Annotated in this window: 26 protein-coding genes; 13 read left to right on the forward strand and 13 right to left on the reverse strand. The window is 68.6% G+C overall.

All coding sequences use genetic code 11. The annotated features are described in order from the left end of the window. Window positions 1–255: DUF4190 domain-containing protein (locus tag DMB80_RS21975; RefSeq protein WP_162938660.1), on the forward strand; the 255-nt coding region annotated here is incomplete at its 5' end. 18 nt (window positions 256–273) lie between these two features. Here DMB80_RS21975 and DMB80_RS21980 read toward each other — a convergent pair. Further along, entirely contained in the window at window positions 274–1,233 is a 960-nt protein-coding gene (locus DMB80_RS21980) for an HpcH/HpaI aldolase/citrate lyase family protein (RefSeq protein ID WP_111511808.1), read from the reverse strand. A 25-nt stretch (window positions 1,234–1,258) separates the two neighbouring features. Between DMB80_RS21980 and DMB80_RS21985 the strand changes: the two genes are divergently transcribed. From DMB80_RS21985 to DMB80_RS22000, 4 genes are all read left to right on the forward strand, one after another. Beyond that, complete coding sequence (locus DMB80_RS21985; RefSeq protein WP_111511809.1) at window positions 1,259–2,554, forward strand: magnesium transporter MgtE N-terminal domain-containing protein; 1,296 nt, start codon at window positions 1,259–1,261, stop codon at window positions 2,552–2,554. Beyond that, window positions 2,551–3,093, forward strand: coding sequence for a DUF1003 domain-containing protein (locus DMB80_RS21990; RefSeq protein ID WP_111511810.1), 543 nt, complete (start codon window positions 2,551–2,553; stop codon window positions 3,091–3,093). Before DMB80_RS21985 ends, DMB80_RS21990 begins: the two co-directional genes overlap by 4 nt. 91 nt (window positions 3,094–3,184) lie before the next feature. Beyond that, the gene (locus DMB80_RS21995) at window positions 3,185–4,501 is read left to right on the forward strand and encodes a lytic transglycosylase domain-containing protein (protein ID WP_111511811.1); all 1,317 of its coding nucleotides are present in this window, start codon (window positions 3,185–3,187) and stop codon (window positions 4,499–4,501) included. Window positions 4,502–4,537: 36 nt separating this feature from the next. Next, window positions 4,538–5,695, forward strand: a complete 1,158-nt coding sequence (locus DMB80_RS22000) for an Mrp/NBP35 family ATP-binding protein (RefSeq protein WP_046366466.1) — start codon at window positions 4,538–4,540, stop codon at window positions 5,693–5,695. A gap of 4 nt (window positions 5,696–5,699) precedes the next feature. Here DMB80_RS22000 and tatB read toward each other — a convergent pair whose 3' ends face one another. The 4 genes from tatB to sigE all read right to left on the reverse strand — a co-directional run bounded on the left by tatB (window position 5,700) and on the right by sigE (window position 8,991). After that, a complete protein-coding gene (tatB, locus tag DMB80_RS22005; RefSeq protein WP_111511812.1) occupies window positions 5,700–6,113 on the reverse strand; it encodes a Sec-independent protein translocase protein TatB in 414 nt (137 codons plus the stop codon). 4 nt (window positions 6,114–6,117) lie between these two features. Continuing rightward, window positions 6,118–7,605 (reverse strand): serine protease HtrA, encoded by a 1,488-nt coding sequence (gene htrA, locus DMB80_RS22010; RefSeq protein WP_111511813.1) that lies wholly within the window; start codon window positions 7,603–7,605, stop codon window positions 6,118–6,120. Window positions 7,606–7,697: 92 nt separating this feature from the next. Then, entirely contained in the window at window positions 7,698–8,093 is a 396-nt protein-coding gene (gene rseA / locus DMB80_RS22015; protein WP_046366467.1) for an anti-sigma E factor RseA, read from the reverse strand. 88 nt (window positions 8,094–8,181) lie between these two features. Beyond that, window positions 8,182–8,991 carry an RNA polymerase sigma factor SigE gene (gene sigE / locus DMB80_RS22020; RefSeq protein ID WP_111511814.1) on the reverse strand — a complete coding sequence of 270 codons (810 nt, stop codon included), beginning with the start codon at window positions 8,989–8,991 and terminating at the stop codon, window positions 8,182–8,184. 168 nt (window positions 8,992–9,159) lie between these two features. On the opposite strand from sigE, the gene DMB80_RS22025 reads away from it, so the two are divergent. The 7 genes from DMB80_RS22025 (at window position 9,160) to DMB80_RS22055 (ending at window position 15,001) form a co-directional block, all read left to right on the forward strand. After that, the gene (locus DMB80_RS22025; RefSeq protein ID WP_046366464.1) at window positions 9,160–9,840 is read left to right on the forward strand and encodes an O-methyltransferase; all 681 of its coding nucleotides are present in this window, start codon (window positions 9,160–9,162) and stop codon (window positions 9,838–9,840) included. 139 nt (window positions 9,841–9,979) lie between these two features. Next, window positions 9,980–10,636, forward strand: a complete 657-nt coding sequence (locus tag DMB80_RS22030; protein ID WP_046366469.1) for a TetR/AcrR family transcriptional regulator — start codon at window positions 9,980–9,982, stop codon at window positions 10,634–10,636. Continuing rightward, complete coding sequence (locus DMB80_RS22035) at window positions 10,629–11,567, forward strand: ABC transporter ATP-binding protein (RefSeq protein WP_111511815.1); 939 nt, start codon at window positions 10,629–10,631, stop codon at window positions 11,565–11,567. Before DMB80_RS22030 ends, DMB80_RS22035 begins: the two co-directional genes overlap by 8 nt. Further along, window positions 11,564–13,207 carry an ABC transporter permease gene (locus DMB80_RS22040; RefSeq protein ID WP_111511816.1) on the forward strand — a complete coding sequence of 548 codons (1,644 nt, stop codon included), beginning with the start codon at window positions 11,564–11,566 and terminating at the stop codon, window positions 13,205–13,207. The genes DMB80_RS22035 and DMB80_RS22040 overlap by 4 nt, the downstream gene beginning before the upstream one ends. 2 nt (window positions 13,208–13,209) lie before the next feature. Then, a complete protein-coding gene (locus DMB80_RS22045; RefSeq protein WP_111511817.1) occupies window positions 13,210–13,884 on the forward strand; it encodes a methyltransferase family protein in 675 nt (224 codons plus the stop codon). Window positions 13,885–13,899: 15 nt separating this feature from the next. Then, the gene (locus tag DMB80_RS22050; protein ID WP_111511818.1) at window positions 13,900–14,490 is read left to right on the forward strand and encodes a DUF4126 domain-containing protein; all 591 of its coding nucleotides are present in this window, start codon (window positions 13,900–13,902) and stop codon (window positions 14,488–14,490) included. 22 nt (window positions 14,491–14,512) lie between these two features. Beyond that, window positions 14,513–15,001, forward strand: a complete 489-nt coding sequence (locus DMB80_RS22055; RefSeq protein WP_111511819.1) for an MSMEG_6728 family protein — start codon at window positions 14,513–14,515, stop codon at window positions 14,999–15,001. Here the strand turns inward: DMB80_RS22055 and glgC are convergent. Beyond that, window positions 14,998–16,212: a glucose-1-phosphate adenylyltransferase gene (gene glgC / locus DMB80_RS22060; protein WP_111511820.1), complete on the reverse strand. Its 1,215-nt coding sequence runs from the start codon at window positions 16,210–16,212 to the stop codon at window positions 14,998–15,000. The genes DMB80_RS22055 and glgC overlap by 4 nt on opposite strands. Window positions 16,213–16,380: 168 nt before the next feature. Here glgC and glgA point away from each other — a divergent pair, with 168 nt between their 5' ends. Next, window positions 16,381–17,541 (forward strand): glycogen synthase, encoded by a 1,161-nt coding sequence (glgA, locus tag DMB80_RS22065; RefSeq protein ID WP_111511849.1) that lies wholly within the window; start codon window positions 16,381–16,383, stop codon window positions 17,539–17,541. A 12-nt stretch (window positions 17,542–17,553) separates the two neighbouring features. Here glgA and DMB80_RS22070 read toward each other — a convergent pair whose 3' ends face one another. The 7 genes from DMB80_RS22070 to DMB80_RS22100 form a co-directional block, all read right to left on the reverse strand. Beyond that, window positions 17,554–17,721 carry a DUF3117 domain-containing protein gene (locus tag DMB80_RS22070; RefSeq protein ID WP_003406247.1) on the reverse strand — a complete coding sequence of 56 codons (168 nt, stop codon included), beginning with the start codon at window positions 17,719–17,721 and terminating at the stop codon, window positions 17,554–17,556. A 145-nt stretch (window positions 17,722–17,866) separates the two neighbouring features. Further along, window positions 17,867–18,475, reverse strand: coding sequence for a DNA-3-methyladenine glycosylase I (locus DMB80_RS22075; RefSeq protein ID WP_111511821.1), 609 nt, complete (start codon window positions 18,473–18,475; stop codon window positions 17,867–17,869). Beyond that, the gene (locus DMB80_RS22080; RefSeq protein WP_111511822.1) at window positions 18,472–18,783 is read right to left on the reverse strand and encodes a DivIVA domain-containing protein; all 312 of its coding nucleotides are present in this window, start codon (window positions 18,781–18,783) and stop codon (window positions 18,472–18,474) included. The genes DMB80_RS22075 and DMB80_RS22080 overlap by 4 nt, the downstream gene beginning before the upstream one ends. 50 nt (window positions 18,784–18,833) lie before the next feature. Further along, window positions 18,834–19,793: a glucosyl-3-phosphoglycerate synthase gene (locus tag DMB80_RS22085; RefSeq protein ID WP_046366242.1), complete on the reverse strand. Its 960-nt coding sequence runs from the start codon at window positions 19,791–19,793 to the stop codon at window positions 18,834–18,836. Then, window positions 19,790–20,614, reverse strand: a complete 825-nt coding sequence (folP, locus tag DMB80_RS22090) for a dihydropteroate synthase (protein ID WP_240431338.1) — start codon at window positions 20,612–20,614, stop codon at window positions 19,790–19,792. Before folP ends, DMB80_RS22085 begins: the two co-directional genes overlap by 4 nt. Before the next feature lie 128 nt (window positions 20,615–20,742). Beyond that, entirely contained in the window at window positions 20,743–22,551 is a 1,809-nt protein-coding gene (gene fadD6 / locus DMB80_RS22095) for a long-chain-acyl-CoA synthetase FadD6 (RefSeq protein WP_111511824.1), read from the reverse strand. A gap of 42 nt (window positions 22,552–22,593) precedes the next feature. Then, window positions 22,594–23,151 carry an LOG family protein gene (locus tag DMB80_RS22100; RefSeq protein WP_111511825.1) on the reverse strand — a complete coding sequence of 186 codons (558 nt, stop codon included), beginning with the start codon at window positions 23,149–23,151 and terminating at the stop codon, window positions 22,594–22,596. Window positions 23,152–23,165: the final 14 nt, after the last annotated feature.

Raw genomic sequence — 23,165 nt, forward strand, 5'->3', positions numbered from 1 at the left:
GGCGCAGATTACGGCTACGGCCCGCCCGCCCCACAAGGCACCAACACGATGGCGATCGCCTCGCTGGTCGCGTCGATCCTCGGCGTGTGCTGCGGCATCGGTTCCATCGTCGGCATCGTGCTCGGCATCGTCGCGATCAACCAGATCAAGCAAACCCGCCAGAACGGTCACGGCCTGGCCGTCGCCGGTATCGCAGTCGGCGCAGTCACCCTCGTGATCAGCCTGATCTGGGGCATCACCGCGCTCAACGTCTAGTTCGGGCTCCGGCTCGAACTAGCCGGCGGGCGGAGTGAACCGCTCGCCGGTGCGCGCCATGCCCGCCGCGCGGCCCTTTCCCGCGATCACCAACGCCATCTTGCGACTCGCCTCGTCGATCATCTCGTCGCCCAGCATCACCGCTCCCCGCGCGCCACCCGCCCGCGAGGTGTGCCACTCGTAGGCCTCGAGGATCAGCTCGGCGTGGTCGTAGGCCTCCTGGCGCGGGCTGAAGATCTCGTTGCCCGCCGCGATCTGATCGGGATGCAACACCCACTTGCCGTCGAAGCCCAGCGCGGCCGCACGTCCCGCAACGCGGCGGAACGCCTCGACATCGCGAACCTTCAGATAAGGCCCGTCGATCGCGTTGATTCCGTTGGCGCGCGCGGCAATCAGAATCCGCATCAGCACGTGGTGGTAGGCGTCGCCCACGTCGTACCCCTCGGGCTGCTCACCCACCTCGAGCGTGCGCATGTTCAAGCTCGCCATCAGGTCGGCCGGACCGAGCACCAACGCGTGCATGCGGGGGCCGGCGGCGATGGCATCGATGTTGGTCAGTCCGCGCGCGTCCTCGATCTGCGCCTCGATGCCGATGCGGCCCACCGGCAGCCCGTGCGAGGCCTCCACCTGCGACAGCAGCAGATCCAGCGCCTGCACGTGGGAGACGTCGGTCACCTTCGGCAGGACCACGAGGTCCACCGACGCACCGGCGCGGCCGATGACGTCGATCACATCGGTGTGCGTCCACGGAGTGGTCCAGTCGTTGACCCGCACCCCGCGCAGCTGATCGCCCCACCCCGGCTCGGCCAGAGCGGCTGCGACCTGCTCGCGCGCTTGACCTTTCGCGTCGGCGGCCACCGCGTCCTCGAGGTCGAGGAAGACCTCGTCGGCGGGCAGCGTCTTGGCCTTCGCGATCATCTTCGCGCTGCTGCCCGGCACGGACAGACAGGTTCGGCGGGGTCGATACCGGTTTTGCACAACACCACTCTCTACTCTGACACTCATGGCGTCGGTCAACAGGGTCTATGCAGCCCGGCTCGCGGGGATGGTGGTGCTGGGTCCCGACGGCGAATCGATCGGCCGCGTCCGCGACGTGGTGATCAGCATCAGCCTGGTCAGGCAACAGCCGCGCGTGCTCGGCCTGGTCATCGAATTGCTTTCGCGCCGAAGAATATTCGTGCCGATCCTGAGGGTCACAGCGATCGAGCCGGGCGCGGTCACGCTCTCCACCGGGAGTGTCTCGCTGCGCCGCTTCTCCCAGCGGCCCGGCGAGGTGCTGGTCCTGGGCCAGGTCATCGAGACCCGGGTCCGCGTCGACGATCCCGATCTGTCAGAACTCGCCGGGATCGACGTCGTCGTGGTCGATCTCGGGATCGAGCAGACTCGCACCAGGGACTGGATGGTCACCAAGGTGGCAGTACGTCCGCAGCGGCGACTCGGCCGGCGCAGCAACGTGCACACCGTGGACTGGATGCACGTGCAGGGCCTGACGCCGTCCGGGCTCGCGATGCCGGATCAGGGCGTGGCGCAGCTGCTCGAGCAGTTCGTCGGCCAGCGTCCCGTCGAGGTTGCCGACGCGATCCGGGAGCTGCCCGCCAAACGCCGCTACGAGGTCGTCAACGCGCTCGACGACGAACGGCTCGCCGACGTTCTGCAGGAGCTGCCCGAAGACGAGCAGGTCGCCGTGCTGCGGCAGCTCAAGACCGACCGCGCCGCTGACGTGCTCGAGGCGATGGACCCCGACGACGCGGCCGACCTGCTGGGCACCATGAGTCCGGCCGACGCCGAACAGTTCCTGCGGCGGATGGACCCCGAGGACTCCGAAGACGTGCGCCGCCTGCTCAGCCACTCCCCCAACACCGCGGGTGGCCTGATGACATCGGAGCCGGTGGTGCTGGCACCGGACACCACCGTGGCCGAAGCCCTTGCGCGCGTGCGTGATCCGGATCTGACACCGGCACTGGCATCGCTGGTGTTCGTCGCCAGGCCGCCGACCGCGACACCGACGGGCCGCTATCTGGGGTGCGTGCATCTGCAGCGGCTGCTGCGCGAGCCACCCGCGGCGTTGGTCAGCGGCATCATCGACACCGACCTGCCCAACCTGGGCCCCGAGGACTCCCTCGGCGCTCTCACCCGGTACTTCGCCGCTTACAACCTCGTGTGCGGGCCGGTCGTCGACGACGAGAATCACCTGCTGGGCGCGGTGTCCGTCGACGACGTCCTCGATCACCTCCTGCCCGACGACTGGCGCGAGCGCGAGGCCGAACCGCTGATCGTCACCGCGGAGAAGGCGACATGAGCGACTCCTCGGCCCGGCAGCGACTCGATACTCCGCGGGTCTCCCGCTCGTTGACGCCCCGGTTCGACGTCGAGGCCGTCGGTCGCGTCAGCGAGAGCATCGCCCGGTTCCTCGGCACGGGCCGGTATCTGGCGATCCAGACGATCGTCGTCATCGTCTGGATCCTGCTCAACATCGGCGCGTTCGCCTGGCAGTGGGACCCCTACCCGTTCATCCTGCTCAATCTCGCGTTCTCCACCCAGGCCGCCTACGCGGCGCCCCTGATCCTGCTCGCCCAGAACCGGCAGGAGAACAGGGACCGGGTGTCGCTCGAGGAGGACCGGCGACGTGCCGAACAGACGAAGGCCGACACCGAGTACCTCGCGCGCGAACTCGCCGCGCTGCGTCTGGCCGTCGGCGAAGTGGCCACTCGTGACTACCTGCGCCGCGAACTCGAGGAGATCCGCGAACTGATCAGCGAACTGCGGCCCGCCGACCGCGTTGCCGAGCCCGATCCGAGCAAAGCAGACGGCGGCGACAGGCGATCGCGCAGATCCTGACGACACGGCTGTGGCCAATGCCGTAACACAGCCGTGGCCCAACCGATATGGTGACTGGGTTCACAGGCCACCACACAGCAAGGACGGGTGCGTGCACATAGGCGGACGAGCGGCTCTCGGAGCGGCGAGATGTCGGGCGGGACGCCTTGTTCGCACGCCGGCCTTCGGCGTCGCGGCTGTGTTGACTCCCCTGGTACTCGCCGGTGCGGTCGGTGCGTCGGCGCCCTCAGGTCACTCCCCCACCCGCGACACCGCGGTGATGCCCTTGGCTGCGGTCGCCTCCTCGTCGCAGGACAACTCCGGGATCTCGGTGGTGGCAGTCACCAAGATGCCGACCCCGATGCGGATCGCCGCGGCCACCGTGTCCGCCCCACCGCCGGCGATCGTGACCAGCGCGCCCGGCATGCTGCGCATCCCGTCGATGGCGCTGGCCGCCTACCGCAACGCCGAAGCCAAGATGGCCGCGACCACTCCCGGCTGCGGCGTGAGCTGGAATCTGCTGGCCGGCATCGGCCGCATCGAGTCGATGCACGCCAACGGCGGAGCCACCGATGCACGCGGCACCGCGGTGAAGCCGATCTACGGCCCCAGCCTGGACGGGACGCTGCCCGGCAACGAGGTGATCGTGCAGAGCCGCGCCTCCGATCGCGTGGTCTATGCCCGCGCGTTGGGCCCGATGCAGTTCCTCCCCGGCACGTGGTCGCGCTACGCCGCCGACGGCGACGGTGACGGCAAGGCCGACGTGCAGAACGTCTTCGATGCGTCGCTGGCCGCGGCCCGCTACCTGTGCAGCGGCGGGCTCAACCTGCGCAACCAGCCTGATGTGCTGGCCGCGATCCTGCGCTACAACAATTCGATGGCCTACGCGCGAAACGTGTTGAGCTGGGCTGCTTCCTATGCGACCGGTGTGGTGCCGGTCGATCTGCCGCCCATCACCGGCGAGGTACCTGCGCTCGGGGACAGCCACCTGGACCGCCCGGAGGGACTCGGCCCCGGAATGCCGCTCAACGCTGCGGGGCTGCCGGCCAACGATCCGTTGGCTCTGCTGCAACTGGGACAACGCACCGACGTCGCGGCCCTGATCAACACGAACGTCCCCGGGTTCGTCCCGGGGCAGTCGCTGGGACCGCTTCCCGGTCCGGCGCCGGCGGCCGCACCGCAACCGGTGCCCGCGCCGCCGCCGGCCTGGGTGCCGCCGTGGGCGACGCCGCCGCCGGCACAGCAGCTGCCGCAGTGCGCCGTGTTCTGCATCAGCGACTCCGCAGTCCCGGCCGCTCCACCCGCGGTACCGGCCGCGCAGCCCGCGCCGCCGCTGATGCCTGCCCAACCTGCTCCGCCGCCGGCCGACGCCGGTCTGCCGCCGGGGCTGGGACCGGCACCCGGACCCGCGCCCGGCCCGGTCGGCTGACGGCTCGGACCAGCGTCAGGCCTACACTCGCGGGTGATGTCTGCCCACACCCCCGACCTCCCTGGCTCCGATCTCACCAAGGCGGTCCGTGCTGCACTGACCAAGGTCATCGACCCTGAACTCCGGCGGCCGATCACCGACGTCGGCATGGTCAAGAACGTCACCGTCGACGCCGACTCGTCCGTGCACGTCGAGATCTACCTGACCACCTCGGCCTGCCCGAAGAAGACGGAGATCTCCGAACAGGTCACCCGAGCCGTCAGCGACGTGCCCGGCACCGGGTCGGTGCGGGTCACCCTCGACGTGATGAACGACGAGCAACGCGCAGAGCTGCGTAAGCAACTGCGGGGCGACTCCCGCGAACCGGTGATCCCGTTCGCCCAACCCGGCTCACTGACCCGCGTCTACGCCGTGGCGTCGGGCAAAGGCGGGGTGGGCAAATCGAGTGTCACGGTGAACCTGGCGGCCGCGATGGCCGCGAAGGGGCTGTCGGTCGGGTTGCTCGACGCCGACATCTACGGCCACTCCGTGCCTCGCATGATGGGCACCACCGATCGCCCCACGCAGGTCGATTCGATGATCCTGCCGCCGGTGGCCCACGACGTCAGGGTCATCTCGATCGCGATGTTCACCCAGGGCAACACCCCCGTGGTGTGGCGCGGGCCGATGCTGCACCGCGCGCTGCAGCAGTTCCTCGCCGACGTCTACTGGGGTGATCTCGACGTCCTGCTGCTCGACCTGCCGCCCGGCACCGGCGACATCGCGATCTCGGTGTCCCAGCTGATCCCCGGCGCCGAGATCCTGGTCGTGACCACCCCGCAGCTCGCGGCGGCGGAGGTCGCCGAGCGCGCCGGCGCGATCGCGCTGCAGACCCGTCAGCGCATCGCCGGTGTCGTCGAGAACATGTCGGGACTGCTGATGCCGGACGGTTCGACCATGCAGCTGTTCGGCGAGGGCGGTGGCCGCCAGGTCGCCGACAGCCTGTCCCGTTCCGTCGGCGCCGACGTGCCGCTGCTCGGCCAGGTTCCGCTCGATCCGGCCCTGGTGGCCGCCGGCGACACCGGTATCCCGCTGGTGCTGAGCGCGCCGGAGTCAGCGGCCGGAACGGCGCTGCGGACAATTGCCGATGCGTTGTCGAGCCGCAAACGCGGGCTGGCCGGGATGTCGTTGGGACTCGATCCAGCGGGCCGCTGATCGTCTAGGTCGCGTCCGGGTCGAACCTGGTTGCGCTGGGGCGCACATCCCCCGGCCCCGGCCCCGACTGAGGCTTTTCCGGCGGGGTCTGCGGCGTCTCGGGCGTCTCCGGCTTGGTGGTCGAGTCGAAGCGCCCGGTGAAGATCGAGTCGTCACCGTCGAGCAGGTGTTTGGTGAGCGCGGCGCGCGGCGTCATCCCTCGCAGCTTCTGCAGTTCCGACAGAGGCTCGCGCAGATCGTCGAACTCCGGCCCGAGATCCTCGCGCAGCTGGCTGGTGGCCCCGGAGATGTAATCGCGGGCCTGACGCACCGCCCCCGAGGTCCAGCGGATCGCACCAGGCAGCCGTTCCGGTCCCAGGATCACCAGACCGGCGATCACCAGGACCAGCATCTCGCCCCAGCCCACGTTGGCGAACATCGGCCTAGGTGCTGTTGTCGGGGCCGGGAGTGACGGTCAGGGTGACCCGCCGACCGTCCCGCATGACCTCGATCGGTGCGGGCTCACCGATCTTGAGCTGTCGGACGGCGACGACGAACTCGTCGGCGTCGGCGACGTCGCGGTCACCGACCTTGACGACGACGTCGTTCTCGAGGATGCCGGCACGTTCAGCAGGGCCGCCCGCGGCCACGTTCGCGATCTGCGCGCCCTTGGCGACGTCGTTGCTGACGGACCGGGCGGTCAGGCCGAGCGTCGGATGCGCGATCTTGCCGTCCTGGATCAGGGTCTCGACGACCTGCTTGACCTCGTTGACCGGGATGGCGAAGCCGAGCCCGCTGGCACTGTCGGACAGCGACTTGCCGGCGGTGTTGATGCCGATGACCTCGGAGTTCATGTTGATCAACGGACCGCCGGAGTTGCCGTGGTTGATCGATGCGTCGGTCTGCACGCCGTCGATCACGGTGTCGGTGTCCGACCCGTCGCCCGACAGCGGCACCGGTCGGTGCAGGGCGCTGATGATGCCGTGGGTGACCGTGCTGCGCAGGCCGAGGGGAGCACCCGCGGCGATCACCTCTTCGCCGACGCGCAACTTCTCCGAGTCACCGAGCCGGGCCACCACGAGGTTGTCGACATTGTCGACCTTGAGGACCGCGAGGTCGGTCTTGGGATCGCGACCGACGAGGTTGGCCGGCACCTCTTTGCCGTCGTTGAAGACGACCGACATCTTGAACTTGCTCGGATTCGTCGCCGCCTCGGAGATCACGTGATTGTTGGTCACGATGTAGCCGCGCCCGTCGACGATCACCCCGGAGCCCTGCGCCCCCTCGGTGTCGCTCTTGGCCTCGATCGTCACCACCGAGTCGGCCACCGCGGCGGCCACCTTCGCGAACTGCCCCTGCGGCGGCTCACCGTTGTTGCTCGTCTCCAGCGTCACTTTGGACGTGGTGAAGGCCTCGACGACCTCGGCGGTCTTGCGGCCGACCACGCCACCGGCGATGCCGATGACCAGCGCGACGATCCCGAGGATGACAAGGGCGAACCAGGACACCTTGCCGCCGAAGAGCACGTCGCGCACGCCGAGCTTGCCTGCCGGAGCCGTCGGCACGGTCGGGGCGGTCTGCGTCACCGCGGGGGTTCCGAGTGCCACCGGGGCACCGGGATTGCGCCATGGATCGTCGACGTCCTCCCCTGCACCGTCGCGCTCCGCATCCAGCGCACCGGCATCGGTCGGGTGGCGCTGCAGGGAGTCACCGCCCCGGTGGGGACGCCCGAACGCCTCGGCGAGAACCGGATCCGGCGGCTGGTCCTTCGGCGCGTACTCACCCTGGTCGCGGTTCTGTCCGCGATTGAGGAACGACCCGTTCACGCCGTCGGGCCTGCCGAAGGCGCGCTTGGCGGCCGGATCGACCGGAGGCCGCGACACCGGGCGCGGCTCGAGACGCTCCCGACCGGTCTGGTCCAGATTGGTCACGCGTAGATCGCCCTTCTCGTCACCGTGTTCACCTGCAAGTTCGGGACGCCAGCAATCAACGGCACCCGGTCCGGGCCGACGTCACCCACACCCTACCGACGCTTCCGGCGGGTGCGCGGCGCACCGTCGGCCAGCTGCGGGGTGTCGGCGGGTTCGGGGTGTTGCACCGGAGCGTGCTGCGGGATCTGCGACAGCAAGCCCAGCAAAGAGCTCGGCATCGCCACCGGGCATGCGTCGCGCAGCACTTCCCTGGCTTGGCGCTGACTGTCGACCTCCAGCGCGCACTCGGGGCACATCGACATGTGGTGAGCGGCGCGCAGGTGCGCACTCATCCTCAGCTCGCCGTCCACGTACGCGGCGACAGCCTCGGTCGACAGGTGCTCGGTGCTACCGAATTGCCGGGGCCCGACGGGGGCATCGCTCTGCGACGCGAATTGCGTGGGGAGCCAGGAGAATGCGCGACGGAACGCATGTCCGGGATCGAACACCACCCGACTCCTCTCCGGTCATGGATGCAGGCCTGCTTCGAATGTAGCGCGGCTTTCTGTGCATCGGCCGCTCATCGCCATGCCGAGATCACGCCGATCGGGCGGAATCCTGAACGGTCTTGATGTCGCTATGGCGGGCAAGGTACTCGCGAAGCGCCTGTCGGCCGCGGTGGATGCGGCTTCGGACGGTGCCCAGCTTGACGCCCAGCGTGGCGCCGATCTCCTCGTAGGACAGACCCTCGATGTCGCACAGCACGACGGCGGCACGGAACTCGGGGGCCAACGAGTCGAGCGCGGCCTGCAGGTCGGGACCCAATCGCGAATCGTGGTAGATCTGCTCGGGGTTCGGCTCATCGGCCGGGACACGCTCGTAGTCCTCGGGCAGGGCCTCCATCCGGATGCGCCCGCGCCTGCGGACCATGTCGAGGAACAGGTTGGTCGTGATGCGGTGCAGCCAGCCTTCGAAGGTGCCGGGCTGGTAGTTCTGCACGGAGCGGAACACCCGGATGAAGGTCTCTTGCGTCAGATCTTCTGCGTCGTGCTGGTTACCCGACAGGCGGTAGGCCAGCCGGTAGACGCGGTCGGCGTGCTGGCGGACGAGCTCGTCCCAGCTCGGCATCGCGGACTGGTCACCGGTGGCGTCGAACACAGCCGTGCCGGTCAGCTCATCAGTGGTCTCCACCCATTCGGCCTCGGTGAACTGCTCGAGATGGGCCATGGACACCGGGGCAGTCGCGGGCGCGGTAACGGGGGCGTGGGTGGTCGTCGGATCCTCCAGGTCGTGCGGGCTGTTGGGCGGGACAAGGCTCAGCTGGTTCCGCTCGGTCGAGACAACGCGGCGCAGAGGCACATTCTTCCCGCGGTCGGCGATCTCGTCGCGGTGCGCGGCGTCTGTCATGCGAACACATTCTCCCGTCGTGGTGAGTCAGGCATATGAGCAAACTGAACATTTCCTGAGAAACCGCGCTACCCGTTTTCGACCAGCGGAAACAGCGTCGCGTCCGCCTCCACGGGGGCCTGGCGTGTCGAGGTGTCCGCGCCGGGGCCGACGCTCTACGCTGCGGGCATGTCGAGCACCGACGAGCCCACCGCCGGCGCCGGCGATTCCCCCGCCGCGCCGAGTGTCGCCGAGGCGATCGTCAGCCACGCAGAACACTCCATCTCCGAGGACGCGATCGTCGCTGCCGCGCGGGAGCGAGCCGTCGACATCGGCGCGGGAGCTGTGACGCCCGCCGTGGGTGCGCTGCTGTGTGTTCTTGCGAAGCTGACCAGCGCAAAGGCCGTCGTCGAGGTCGGCACCGGCGCCGGCGTCAGCGGGCTGTGGCTGCTCTCGGGCATGCGCGACGACGGCGTGCTCACCACGATCGACGTCGAACCCGAACACCAGCGGATCGCCAAGCAGGCGTTCACCGAGGCCGGGGTGGGCCCGGGGCGCACCCGGCTCATCAGCGGGCGCGCGCAGGAAGTGCTGACCCGCCTGGCCGACGAGTCCTACGACCTGGTGTTCATCGACGCGGCTCCGGGCGACCAGCCACAATTCGTCGCTGAAGGGGTGCGCCTGCTGCGGCCCGGCGGCGCGATCGTTCTGCACCGGGCCGCACTGGGTGGCCGGGCCGGCGATGCCACCGCCAAGGACGCCGAAGTCAGCGCCGTGCGTGAGGCCGCCCGGCTGATCGCGGAGGACGAGCGGCTGACCCCCGTGCTGATCCCCCTCGGCGACGGCCTACTCGCCGCCGCCCGCGACTGAGCTTTCTACCCGCGAGCAGACGCGAACTCGAGTGATTCCGCGTCGAATCACTCGAGTTCGCGTCTGCTCGCCCACGTCATGGAACCCCGCCCCGGCCGGACCTTGACCGCAGACTGAACGCGTGTTTAGCATGTTGAACATGCGTTCAGCGGATGATCTCACCGCGGTGGCTCGCATCCGCGACGCCGCCATCGAACTGTTCGGCCGCGACGGGTTCCGCGTCAGCGTGCGAGCGATCGCAGCGGCCGCGGGGGTGAGCCCCGGCCTGGTGATCCACCACTTCGGCAGCAAGGACAACCTGCACCGCGCCTGCGACGAGTACATCGCCGAGACCATCCGGGCCGCCAAGTCCGAGTCGATCCAGACGTCAGACCCGGCGACGTGGCTCGCGCAGATGGCCGAGATCGAGCAGTACGCGCCGATGATGGCCTACCTGGTGCGCAGTCTGCAGTCCGGCGGAGATCTCGCAAAGACACTGTGGCACAACATGATCGACAACACAGAGCAGTACATCGAAGAGGGCGTGCGCGCGGGCACCATCAAGCCGAGTGTCGACGCGAAAGCCCGCGCACGCTTCCTCGGCATGGCGGGCGGCGGCGCGTTCCTGCTCTACCTGCAACTGCACCCCGACCCATCCGACCTGCGCGCCGTCCTGCGCGACTACAGCGAGGAGATGGTGTTGCCGGCGCTGGAGCTCTACACCCACGGCCTGATGACCGATTCGACGATGTACGACGCCTTCCTCGCGAGGCGCCGGGAAGGTATTCCGTTCACACAAGGAGACCCTGATGAGTGAGCACGCTGCAATCGAGGTGCGGTCCCTGACCAAGACGTTCGGCTCGGTCCGAGCCCTCGACGGCCTCGATCTGTCCGTCGCCGGAGGCGAGGTGCACGGCTTCCTCGGGCCCAACGGCGCGGGCAAATCCACCACCATCCGCATTCTGCTCGGCCTCGCGCGCGCCGACTCGGGCACCGTGCGCGTCCTCGGCGCCGATCCGTGGACCGACGCCGTCGCCCTGCACCGCCACATGGCCTACGTGCCCGGCGATGTCACGCTGTGGCCCACGCTGACCGGCGGTGAGACCATCGATCTGCTCGCCCGCATGCGCGGCGGACTGGACACGAAGCGTCGCGACGAGCTCGTCGAACGGTTCAGCCTCGACCCGACCAAGAAGTCGCGAACCTACTCCAAGGGGAACCGTCAGAAGGTGTCGCTGGTCTCGGCGTTCTCCTCTCACGCGCGACTGCTACTTCTCGACGAGCCGAGCACCGGCTTGGACCCGTTGATGGAGAACGTCTTCCAGCAGTGCGTCGGTGAAGCCCGCGATCGCGGGGTCACCGTCCTGCTCTCCAGCCACATCCTCGCCGAAACCGAGGCGCTGTGCGATCGGGTGACCATCATCCGGGCCGGACGCACCGTCGAGAGCGGCACGCTGGACTCGATGCGACATCTGTCGCGCACCTCGATCACCGCTGAGTTACTCCGCAGCCCAACCGGTTTGGACTCCATTCCCGGCGTCGACGATGTCTCCGTCGACGGTACGACGGTGCGGGCGCAGGTCGACGGCGAGAGCCTCGCGCAGGTGATCACAGTGCTCAGTGAGGCCGGCGTACGCAGCCTCGTCAGCCAGCCGCCCACTCTCGAAGAGCTGTTCCTGCGCCACTACAACATCGCAAACACCGCAGACAGCGCAGACAACGCAGACCCAGAGCAGGTGCACGCATGACCACGCTGCTCGAGCGCCCGCATCCGGCGCACCAGGCACCGAACCGCGGCAGCGGGCTGACCGGCACGCTGGACCTGCTGCGGCTCTACGCACGTCGGGACCGAATCGTGTTGCCGTTGTGGGTGTTACTGCTCTCGGTTCCGCTCTCGAGCGTCTACAACGGCGCCACCGCGGCCGTGTATCCCACCGCTGCAGAGCGGGCGTCGCTGGCAGCATCCATCATGGCCAGCCCGGCCCAGCGCGCGCTCTACGGGCAGGTCTTCGACGCCAGCCTCGGCGCGGTCGGCATCTGGAAAGCCGGTATGTTCCACACGCTGATCGCGGTCGCGGTGATCCTCACCGTGATCCGACACACCCGCGCCGACGAAGAAGCCGGCCGCGCCGAGCTTCTCGATTCCACCGCGATCGGCCGCTACGCCGGACTGACGGCCGCGCTGCTGCTCGCCGGCGGTGCGTCGGTCGCGACCGGAGCCATCGGCACCGCCGGTCTGCTCACCCAGAACGTGCCCGCCGCCGGGTCCCTCGCCTTCGGTGCCGCCCTCGCCTGCTCGGGCCTGGTGTTCACCGCGGTGGCCGCTGTCACGGCCCAACTGTCGCCGAACGCCCGCTTCGCGCGGGGTGCCGCGTTCGCGGTGCTGGGCGCCGCGTTCACGCTGCGGGCCGTCGGCGATGCCGGCACCCGGGCTGCGTTCCTGGGCTGGCTCTCACCGCTGGGGTGGTCATTGCAGGTCCGGCCCTACGCCGGTGACAGGTTCGCCGTCCTGGCACTGCATCTCGCCCTGACGGCAGCCCTTCTCGCGGTCGCGTACCTGCTGCTCTCGCGGCGCGACGTCGGCGCGGGCCTGCTCGCCGAACGACCCGGCCCGCCGCGGGCGGCGGCGGCCCTGAGTGGCGTGGTCGGACTGGCGTGGCGTCTCGACCGTGGAGCACTGCTCGTGTGGACGGTGGGGTTGAGTCTCTACGGTCTGCTGATCGGCAGCATCGTGCACGGCATCGGAGATGAGATGGGAGACAGCCGGGTCGCCCGCGACATCGTGACACGCCTCGGCGGGTCCAGCGCCGTCGAACAGGCCTTCATCGCGGTGGCGTTCAGCATGCTCGGCATGATCGCGGCGGCCTTCGCCGTCTCCCTCGCGCTGCGCCTGCACCAGGAGGAGAGCAGTCAGCGCGCAGAAGCGGTTCTGGCCGGTTCCGTGAGTCGAAGGCATTGGCTGACAAGCCATCTGGTGTTCGAGATCGGCGGTCCCGCCGTGGCGCTGCTGGTGGCCGGCCTCGTCACCGGGCTGATCTACGGGGCCGCGACGGGTGACATCGGCGCAACGCTTCCGACAGTCCTCGGCACCGCGGCCGCCCAGCTGCCCGCGGTGTGGCTGCCCGCTGCGGTGGCCGTGACGCTGTTCGGATTCGCACCGCGCTGGGCGCCGGTGGCCTGGGGGCTGCTCGTCGGGTTCATCGCGGTGTTCATGATGGGCTCGCTGGCCGACGCGCCGCACTGGTTGCTCGATCTGGAGCCGTTCAGCCACGTGCCGCACATCGGCATCGGTTCGTTCACCGCCGTGCCGCTGGTGTGGTTGCTCTGCCTCGACGCCGCGGCGATCACGCTGGGCGTGATCGGATTCCGCCGGCGCGATCTGCGCTGATCGTGAAGCCCATCCTGCAGGCCATCGCAGCGGCGGTCGTCGGCATCCTGTGTCTGGGACTGGCCCTGTTCGTCCCTGCGGGCACCGTGGACTACGGGCAGGGTTGGGCCTTCATCTCTGTGTTCACCGCGTGCTCGGTGGTCTCGGGCGCCTACCTCGCGGTGCGACAGCCCGAGGCACTGGCCCGTCGCGTCAAGGCCGGACCGACCGCCGAGACCCGACCCGCGCAGCGGATCATCATCAGCCTCATGCTGGTGGCGGTCGTCGCGACCCTCGTCGTCGGCGCGCTCGACTGGCGATTCGGCTGGTCCACGGTTCCGGTTTGGCTCGTCGTCCTCGGCGACATCATGGTCGCCGTCGGACTGCTCGGCGCGCAACTGGTTGTCGTCCAGAACAATTGGGCGGGGGCGAGTATCACCGTCGAGCAGGGCCAGCCGCTGGTGTCGACGGGGCTCTACAGCCTGATTCGCCATCCGATGTACAGCGCGACGCTGCTGATGATGGCCGGCACACCGCTCGCGCTCGGGTCCCTGTGGGGGCTGGCGGTCATGGCGCTCACCGTGCCGCTGCTGGCGGCGCGAATCCTCGACGAGGAGAAGGCGTTACGCGCGGGGCTGGCCGGCTACGTCGACTACACGCAACAGGTGCGGTTTCGGCTGATCCCCCGCGTGTGGTGAGCCCATACTGAGCCCATGGAAGTGCTGACCGGGTTCGGACTGGCGAGTGCGGCGGGGCTCAACGCCTACATCCCCCTGCTGGCGCTGGGGCTGCTGGCACGCTTCACCGATCTGGTCTCGCTACCGGCCGGCTGGGCGTGGCTCGAGAACGGTTGGGTGATGGCCATCGTCGCGGTGCTGCTGGCCGTCGAGGTCGTCGCCGACAAGGTGCCCGCACTCGACAGCATCAACGACACCGTGCAAACCCTCGTCCGGCCCACCGCGGGCGGGATCGTGTTCGGCTCCGGCACCGCGGCGCAGACCGCGGCCGTCACCGACCCGGGCGCTTTCGCCCAGTCCGGCCAGTGGATACCCGTCGTCGCCGGGGTCGTCGTCGCCCTGATCGTGTCGCTGACGAAGTCGACCGTCCGGCCGGCAGCCAACGTCGCGACGGCCGGCATGGCCGCGCCAGTGCTGAGCACCATCGAGGACATCGTCAGCGTGCTCCTGGTGGTGCTGGCGATCCTCGTGCCGGTCCTGGTGCTGGTCGCGCTCCTCGGCATGGCGTGGGCAGCGCTCCGGCTGATCCGGCGCCGACGGCGTGCCACGAAAGCAGGTATTCGCTGACGACCCGGGTACCCGGTTCGTCATGCAGACGTTCCTGCCGTATCCCGGCTTCGCCGACTCGGCCCGCATCCTCGACGCCCGACGCCTGGGCAAGCAGCGCGCGGAGACCATCCAGGTGCTGCGGGCGCTCACGGTTCCGGGCTATGGCTGGCGCAACCACCCGGCCGCGAAGATGTGGGCCGGATACGAAGAGGCAGTCGTGCGCTACGGGCTGGAGATCTGCGACGTGTGGTGCGCGCTGGGCCGCGCGGACACGTGCGCGCTCACCCTGCGCACCGACCTGACGCAGGGCACCGGGTTGACCGCCGTCCGCACGCAACAAGAGCTCGTCGCGGCAGGTGACCTCCCGCCCTGGCTCGGTGACCCGGCGGTGCACCGCAGCCACCAGTCGGCGCTGGTGCGCAAGCTCCCGGATCACTACCGTCCGCTGTTTCCCGACGTGCCCGACGACCTGCCGTACGTTTGGCCCGTCTCCGACCGACCGCGGCGTCCGGCCGAACCCGCGAATTAAACCCAGACGCCCTTGCCGACGGCCACCACGCCGCCCGCGCTGACCGAGAACCGTTCCCGGTCCTTGTCCAGGTCGACGCCCACCATCTCCCCGGGGCCGACCACGACGTTCTTGTCGAGGATGGCGTGCCGCACCACCGCGCCGCGACCGATCCGCGCACCCGGCATGATCACGCTGCCCTCGACGATCGCGCCGTCGTCGACCGCGACATTCGACGACAGCACCGAGTTGCGCACCGACGCCGCCGAGATGATGCTGCCGGCACCGACGACCGACTCTTGGGCCGATCCGCCGTTGACGAACTTCGCCGGTGCCAGGTTCTCGGAGCTGCCACGGATGGGCCACCGCTTGTTGTAGAGGTTGAAGATCGGGTGCACCGACACCAGGTCCATGTGCGCGTCGTAGAACGCGTCCAGCGTTCCGACGTCACGCCAGTAGCCGTGGTCGCGCTCCGTCGCCCCGGGCACCTCGTTGTTGTTGAAGTCGTACACCGACGCCATACCGTCGGCCACCAGCCGCGGGATGATGTCGCCGCCCATGTCGTGGTCGGAGTCGTCGTCCTCGGCGTCGGCGCGGATCGCGTCGATCAGCACCTTGGTGGTGAAGATGTAGTTGCCCATCGACACGAACGTCTGCTCCGGGTCGTCGGGCGTGCCCGGCGGGTTGGCCGGCTTCTCGATGAACCCGCGGATGCGTCCCGAATCGTCGGCGTCGATGCACCCGAAGGCGGTCGCCTCGGCGCGCGGCACACGGATACCCGCCACGGTCGCCCCGGCGCCGCTCTCGATGTGCTGCTGCACCATCTGCTCCGGATCCATCCGGTACACGTGATCGGCGCCGAAGATCACGATGTAGTCGGGGTCCTCGTCGTAGATGAGGTTCATCGACTGGTAGATCGCATCGGCCGAGCCGGTGTACCACCGCGGACCGAGGCGCTGCTGCGCCGGCACCGGGGTGATGTACTCACCGGCAAGCCCCGAAAGCCGCCAGTTCTGCGAGATGTGGCGATCCAGCGAATGCGACTTGTATTGGGTGAGAACACAGATCCGCAGGTACCGAGCATTCACGAGATTCGAGAGCACGAAATCGATCAGCCGGTAGGCGCCTCCGAATGGCACCGCGGGCTTGGCCCGGTCAGCTGTCAACGGGTACAGCCGTTTACCTTCTCCGCCGGCGAGGACGATGCCCAGCACGTGTGGCGCTTCCCTCATGAAACCAACCTATCGGCAGGTGGTGACGGGGGCCAGCTATTGACAGGCATTGGCGCGTTCTTCCGTCCTCGATCACGTCAACTGCATCCGCACATGTGCATCAAGACAATTGAGGATGCGGCGCGAGCGGTCGGTCGATCTGGGTACGGTCAGTCCATGCGGTCGGAGATGCGAGTGGCGATGATGACGCGGGAGTATCCCCCGGAGGTCTACGGCGGCGCGGGAGTTCACGTCACCGAGCTGGTCGCGCAGCTGCGACACCTCTGTGAGGTCGACGTGCACTGTATGGGTGCGCCTCGCCCAGGAGTGACCGTCGCCGCGCCCGATCCGGCGCTGGCGGGAGCCAACGCCGCGCTGGCCACCCTGTCGGCCGATCTCACGATGGTCAACAACAGCTCCGAGGCCACCGTCGTGCACTCGCACACCTGGTACACGGGCATGGCAGGCCATCTGGCGGCCCTGCTGTACGGCGTGCCGCACGTGCTGACGGCGCACTCGCTGGAGCCGATGCGGCCGTGGAAGGCCGAGCAGCTCGGTGGCGGGTACCGCATCTCGTCGTGGGTGGAGAAGACGGCCGTGGAAGCCGCCGACGCGGTGATCGCCGTCAGCTCCGGGATGCGCGGCGACGTGCTGCGCACCTACCCCGCGCTCGATCCTGACCGGGTGCATGTGGTGCGCAACGGCATCGACACCGACGTCTGGTACCCAGCCGAACCCGACCCCGAGCAGTCGGTGCTCGCCGACCTCGGTGTCGACCCGACTCGCCCGATCGTCGCGTTCGTCGGCAGGATCACCCGGCAAAAGGGCGTCGCGCACCTGGTCGCTGCGGCGCACCACTTCGCCCCCGAGGTGCAGCTCGTGCTGTGCGCCGGGGCACCCGACACCCCGGAGATCGCCGAAGAGGTGGCCTCGGCGGTTCAGCAGCTCTCAGATGCCCGCACCGGCGTGTTCTGGGTCCGCGAGATGCTGCCGACGCCCAAGATCCGCGAAATACTCACGGCAGCAACAGTTTTCGTATGCCCGTCGGTGTACGAGCCGCTGGGTATCGTCAACCTCGAGGCGATGGCGTGCGCGACGGCGGTCGTCGCATCCGATGTCGGCGGTATCCCCGAGGTGGTCGACGACGGACGCACTGGCCTGCTGGTGCACTACGACGCGGACGAGACGGCCGCGTTCGAGCGCGACCTGGCCGAGGCCGTCAACTCACTGGTGGCCGACCCGCAGCGCGCCGCGACGTTCGGCGCCGCGGGCCGGGCCCGGTGTATCGAGGAGTTCTCGTGGGCGCAGATCGCCGAGCAGACCCTGGAGATCTACCGCAAGGTCTGCTGAGCGCCCTGCGCGCTAGCTGGTGACGCCCTTGAGTTCGTCGCCGAGGGCGGCTGCCTCATCGGGAGTCAGCTCCACGACCAGCCGTCCGCCACCTTCCAGTGGTACCCGCATCACGATGCCGCGCCCCTCCTTGGTTGCTTCCAGTGGACCGTCGCCGGTCCGGGGCTTCATCGCCGCCATCGAGTGCCTCCTCCACATGGGCGTGCCCGTCAGGGCCCGATTGGTCGTGCAAGCACCGATGACGTCGAACGCTGACAGCATCGGCTCTGAACTGCTTCAGACGTCCATTGTTCCCTATCGGCGCCGCCTCGTGTGCAAAGACCCGCTATAGCTGCGCCTTCGGCTCTGTTCGCGGCACCCAACAATCGGCGACGTGGTCGTCCACCATGCCGGTTGCTTGCATCAGCGCGTACGCCGTGGTCGGGCCGACGAACCGGAATCCTCGCCGTTTGAGTTCCTTGGCCATCGCCGTGGATTCCGGGGACGTGGCCGGTACCGCGGACAGATCGACGGGCCGGGGCCGGCCGACCGGGGCGAACGACCACAGCAGCTCCGCCAGGTCGCCGCCCGCATCGGCGAGATCGACCGTGGCTTGCGCGTTGGCGATCGTGGCATCGATCTTCAACCGGTTGCGCACGATGCCCACGTCGGACATCAGCCGCTCGACGTCTCGCTCGGTGTAGCGGGACACCCGCTCGGCATCGAAGCCGTCGAACGCCGCACGGAAGTTCTCCCGCTTGCGCAGGATGATCAGCCACGAGAGGCCGCTCTGGAACGCTTCGAGGCTGATGCGCTCGAACAGCGCACCCGAGTCGCGCAGCGGCCGACCCCACTCGGTGTCGTGGTAGTCGCGGTACAGCACGAAGTCGTCGTCCGACAGACGCGCCTGGTCGATCCAGCCGCACCGGACCCGACCGTCAGCCGCGGCCGTCATGTGCCGAGTTGCGGGACGTCCTGCGTCGCCCGCGCCTGCGCCAACTCCGCACGCAACTCGTCGATCTCGCGACCCAGGCGCTCGAGCGCCCAGTCGACCTCGCTGGCCTTGTATCCCCGCAGCGTCTGGGTGAACTTCAGCGCCTCGACATCGGCCCCGGTGATGTCGGTGGCCGGAAGTGACGTGGCGGTGGTCGCCTGCGGCAGCGGCGGTAACACCTCACCGCGGCCGAACAACACGCTGCCGATCGCGAACAGCACGATGCCGACGAGCACCAGCACGACGAGGTAGAGGAGAACGAGCGTCACACGTCGATAGTGCCTGACCGCACCGACAAGACCAGTGTCAGCCGCGGATGTCAGCGGGGACGCAACGTCACCATCGGCGGCCGGTCGTCCAACGACACCGACGACGTGCGGGGCGTGTAGTCCTCGCCGTCGGCGAAGAACTGCGTCAGGCCGACGCCGGAGTCCGGGATGCCGCACCGCTGCAGCAGTGTCGCGATGACCTGCCGGCTCATCGAGGCCAGCTCGGTGAGGGGGCGGTTGCGGTGGGTGCGTACCCCGAGGTTGACCTGGGCGATGCCGTCGAGGCCCAGTCGGTCGTAGGCGTCGACCAGCAGCCCGATCTCCACGCCGTAACCCGGCGCGAACGGCACCGCGGTCAGCAGCTCCCTGGTGCCGGCGTACTCCCCGCCGAGTGGCTGATACAGGCACGTCAGCTCGGGCCGCAGCGCCGCGAGCAGCGGTCTGGCCACCAGCTCGGTGACGCGCCCACCGCCGTTGGCGTCCTCGCGGCCGCTGACCTTGAGCGGGCGTCGGTAGAAGCCCTTCACCAGATGCACACCGTCAGCGGTGAGCAGCGGGCCGAGCAGCTTGGGCACGAACATCGGGTCGGGATCGAGCAGATCGGAATCGACGAATGCGATCAGGTCACCGGTGGTAGCCGCCAACGAACGCCACAGCACCTCGCCCTTGCCGGGCTGGGGCGCCACCTCGGGCAGCGCGGCCTCGCGACTGATCACCCGTGCCCCGGCGGCCAGCGCGCGGATCTCGGTGTCGTCGGTGGACCCGGAGTCGAGCACCACGAGCTCGTCGACCAACCCGCCGAGCAGCGGTGTGATCGTCTCGACCACGCCGGCCACGGTCTCTTCCTCGTTCAGCGCCGGGAGCACCACCGACACGGTGCGCCCCTTCTTCGCAGCCTCCAACTCGGCGACTGTCCAGGCCGGGCGGCTCCAACTGTGGTCGGTCAGCCAGCGATGTTCGGCCATTCCCTGGGGGCCCATTCCCGTAACGCGCTCACTCAAGACCGTCATGCCAGTCCCCTCACCGTGCGTTGTGGCGGACGGACGCCGTTGATTGACGCCACCATGTCCAGTACCCGACGTGTGGGGCCCACCTCGTGCACGCGGAACATGGCGGCTCCCTCCGCGGCCGCGAGTGCGGTCGCAGCCAGGGTGCCCTCCAGGCGCTCGGTGAGTCCCACACCGAGAGTCTCCCCGACGAAATCTTTGTTGCTCAGGGCCATCAGGACGGGCCATCCAGTGTTAACAAGCTCTTTTACGTGGCGCAACAAACTAAGACCGTGATAAGTGTTCTTGCCGAAATCGTGGGTCGGGTCGATCACGATGCCGTCCCGCCGGACCCCGTGGGCCAGCGCCCTCTCCGCGGCTGCAGTCACTTCGGCCAGCACGTCGTCGACCACGCCGCGGTCGGTGATCCCGTAGTTCACCCGGAACGGCCGGGTCCGCGGGACAGCGCCGCCGGTGTGGGAGCACACCAGGCCGACGTTGAATTCGGCGGCGACGGCGGGCAGGTCCGCGTCGGCACCGCCCCAGGTGTCGTTGATCAGATCGGCGCCGGCCGCGCACGCCTGCTTCGCGACTTCGGCGCGCCAGGTGTCGACGCTGATCAGCTGGTCGGGAAAGGTGCTGCGCAGCCATTCGATGAACGGCACGACGCGCGCGATCTCCTCGTCGACGTCGACGATCTGCCCGGGCCCGGCTTTGACGCCGCCGACGTCGACGATGTCGGCGCCCTCGTCCACCACCCGGTGCGCCGCCTCCTTCGCGGCCTCGTCGCTGAACGTGGCGCCCCGGTCGTAGAAGGAGTCCGGTGTGCGATTCACGATCGCCATGATCAGCGCGCGATCACCGGCGACCGGCCGCCCGAGAAACGTCGATTGCACGCTCTCAGGCTACGTACCGTGCGATTTCGGCGTGTTCACCGCCGCTCAGCGACGGCAAACACGCCGAAATCGTGTGGCTACTTGGGCTTCTTGCCGGCGGCGACCTCTTCGGGGTACTCGTCGTAGAACTCGACGTACCCCTCCTCCTTGCCGGAGAGCACGTAGATCGGGTCCTCGATCTCCACGTCCTCGGAGTCATCGTCATCGCCGGAGGCCTTGCCGTACCCCTCCTTGCGGAGGTCACCCTTCTGCGACTTGAACGTCGACGTGTGGGCCAGTTCCTCGACCACCCGGACGAACAGCGGCACCGCGTAGCCGGGCAGCTTGTCGAAGGCGGCCTTGGCCAGCGACTTGCCGTCGAACTCCTGGCCCTCTTTGAGCTGGACGGCGGCCATGCCGGCCCGCCCGCTCGCGCCGGGCACCTCAACGCCGAACACCGTGGCCTCTTCGACCTGCGGGTCCGTCGAGATGGCGGCCTCGACCTCGGTGGTGGCGACGTTCTCGCCCTTCCACCGGAAGGTGTCGCCGAGGCGGTCGGTGAACGCGGCGTGCCCGAAGCCCTGGGCGCGCATCAAGTCGCCGGTGTTGAACCAGACGTCACCCTCTTTGAAGGCGTCGCGCACCAGCTTCTTCTCGGTGGCCTCCTTGTCGGTGTAGCCGTCGAAGGGCTGGAAGTTGCTGACCTTGGACAGCAACAGGCCGGGCTGGCCGGTCTTCACTTTCCGCAGCCGGCCGTTGTCGTCGCGCTTGGGGTCCCCGGTCTCCTCGTCGTACTCGACGAAGGCCACCGGACTGGGGCAGATGCCGGTCGTCTTGTCGATGTTGAGGACGTTGACGAACGCGGTGTTGCCTTCACTGGCCGCGTAGAACTCGCAGACCCGCTTGATGCCGAACCGTTCGGTGAACTCGTCCCAGATGGCCGGCCGCAGGCCGTTGCCGGCGATCACCCGCACCTTGTGCTGGCGGTCGGTCGGCTTCTCCTCTTTGCCCAGCAGGTAGGTGCAGATCTCGCCGATGTAGACGAACGCGGTCGCCTCGTAGCGGATGACGTCGTCCCAGAACTTCGACGCCGAGAACGACTTGCCCAGCGCCAGTGTCGCGCCGGAGTTCAGCACCGAGGACAGCGCGACCGTCAACGCGTTGTTGTGGTAGAGCGGCAGGCAGCAGTACAGCGTGTCGTTGCTGTTGAGCCGCATGCCCAGACCACCGAACCCGGCCAGCGCCCGCAGCCAGCGGTAGTGCGTCATCACGCTGGCCTTCGGCATACCGGTGGTGCCGGAGGTGAAGATGTAGAACGCCTTGTCCTTGGCGAGCACCGCAGACGTGGTGGCGGGGTTGCTGGTCGGCGCGCCCTGCGCCTTCTCCTTCATCTCGTCGACGGTGACCACGCCGGAGGTGTCGGCGCCGCTCTCGGAAATCGGATCGATCAGGTCGACCTCGGCGATCACGACCTTGGCCTCGAGCAGGCCCAGACTGTGCTTGAGCACGTCACCGCGCTGGTGGTAGTTGATCATCCCGGCGATGGCGCCGCACTTGACCGCGGCGAGCATCAACAGCACCGAATCCGGGGAGTTGCGCAGCATGACGCCGACGACGTCGCCGTGGCCCACGCCGCGCGCGGCGAGTACCGCGGCGTAGCGGTTGACGGTCTCGTTGGCCTCGCCGTAGGACAGCTCGACATCGTCGAACTTGATGAACACCTTGTCGGCATAGCGGCCCGCGCGGTCCTGGAAGACTTTGCCGATAGAGGTCTTCGCTGTCGGACGGGCCAGGAACCCGGTGACGACGCCCTGCACGATCGTCGGTGTGTCCATCAGCAGCCCCGGTACCTGGCTTGCGATGTCGAGGACCCCGACACTGCTCCGCTTCCCGGATTTACCGCTCATTCGCCGCTCCCCTTGTTCTTCGGTGGTCGTGTGTCGGTCACCCTAGCCCGGTGCGCATGCGGCCAGAGCAGCATCGATGTCGTCGACGACGTGCAGACGCGCGAGCGCGCCCTCGGCGACATAGCCGCTCTGGACCAGCCCGCGTAGCCAGTCCAGAAGCCCCTCGTAATGCCCCCAAGTGTCGAGCATCACGATTGGCTTGGTGTGCATACCCAAATAGCCCGCTGTCCAGGCTTCGAAGAATTCTTCGAGGGTTCCGATGCCGCCGGGCAGCGCGATGAACGCATCGGCGCGGTCTTCCATGACCTGTTTGCGCTCCCGCATCGTGTCGGTGACGACGAGCTCATCGGCCTCGGTGTCGGCGACCTCGCGATGGACCAGCGCCTTGGGGATCACGCCCACGGTGCGACCGCCGTGGGAGCGGGCGGCCGCGGCCACCTCCCCCATCGCCGAGACGTTTCCGCCGCCGGAGACCAGCGTCCAGCCGCGGTCGGCGATGGCGGCGCCGAGACGCCGGGCGAGGTCGAGCAGGCGGGTTTCTGTGGGGCCCGAGGCGCAGTACACGCAGACGGCCCATCCGCGATCGGGTTCTTGGGACACGACCTAAAACTTAG

The organism is Mycobacterium kyogaense, from assembly GCF_003254575.1.
Taxonomy (GTDB): domain Bacteria; phylum Actinomycetota; class Actinomycetes; order Mycobacteriales; family Mycobacteriaceae; genus Mycobacterium; species Mycobacterium kyogaense.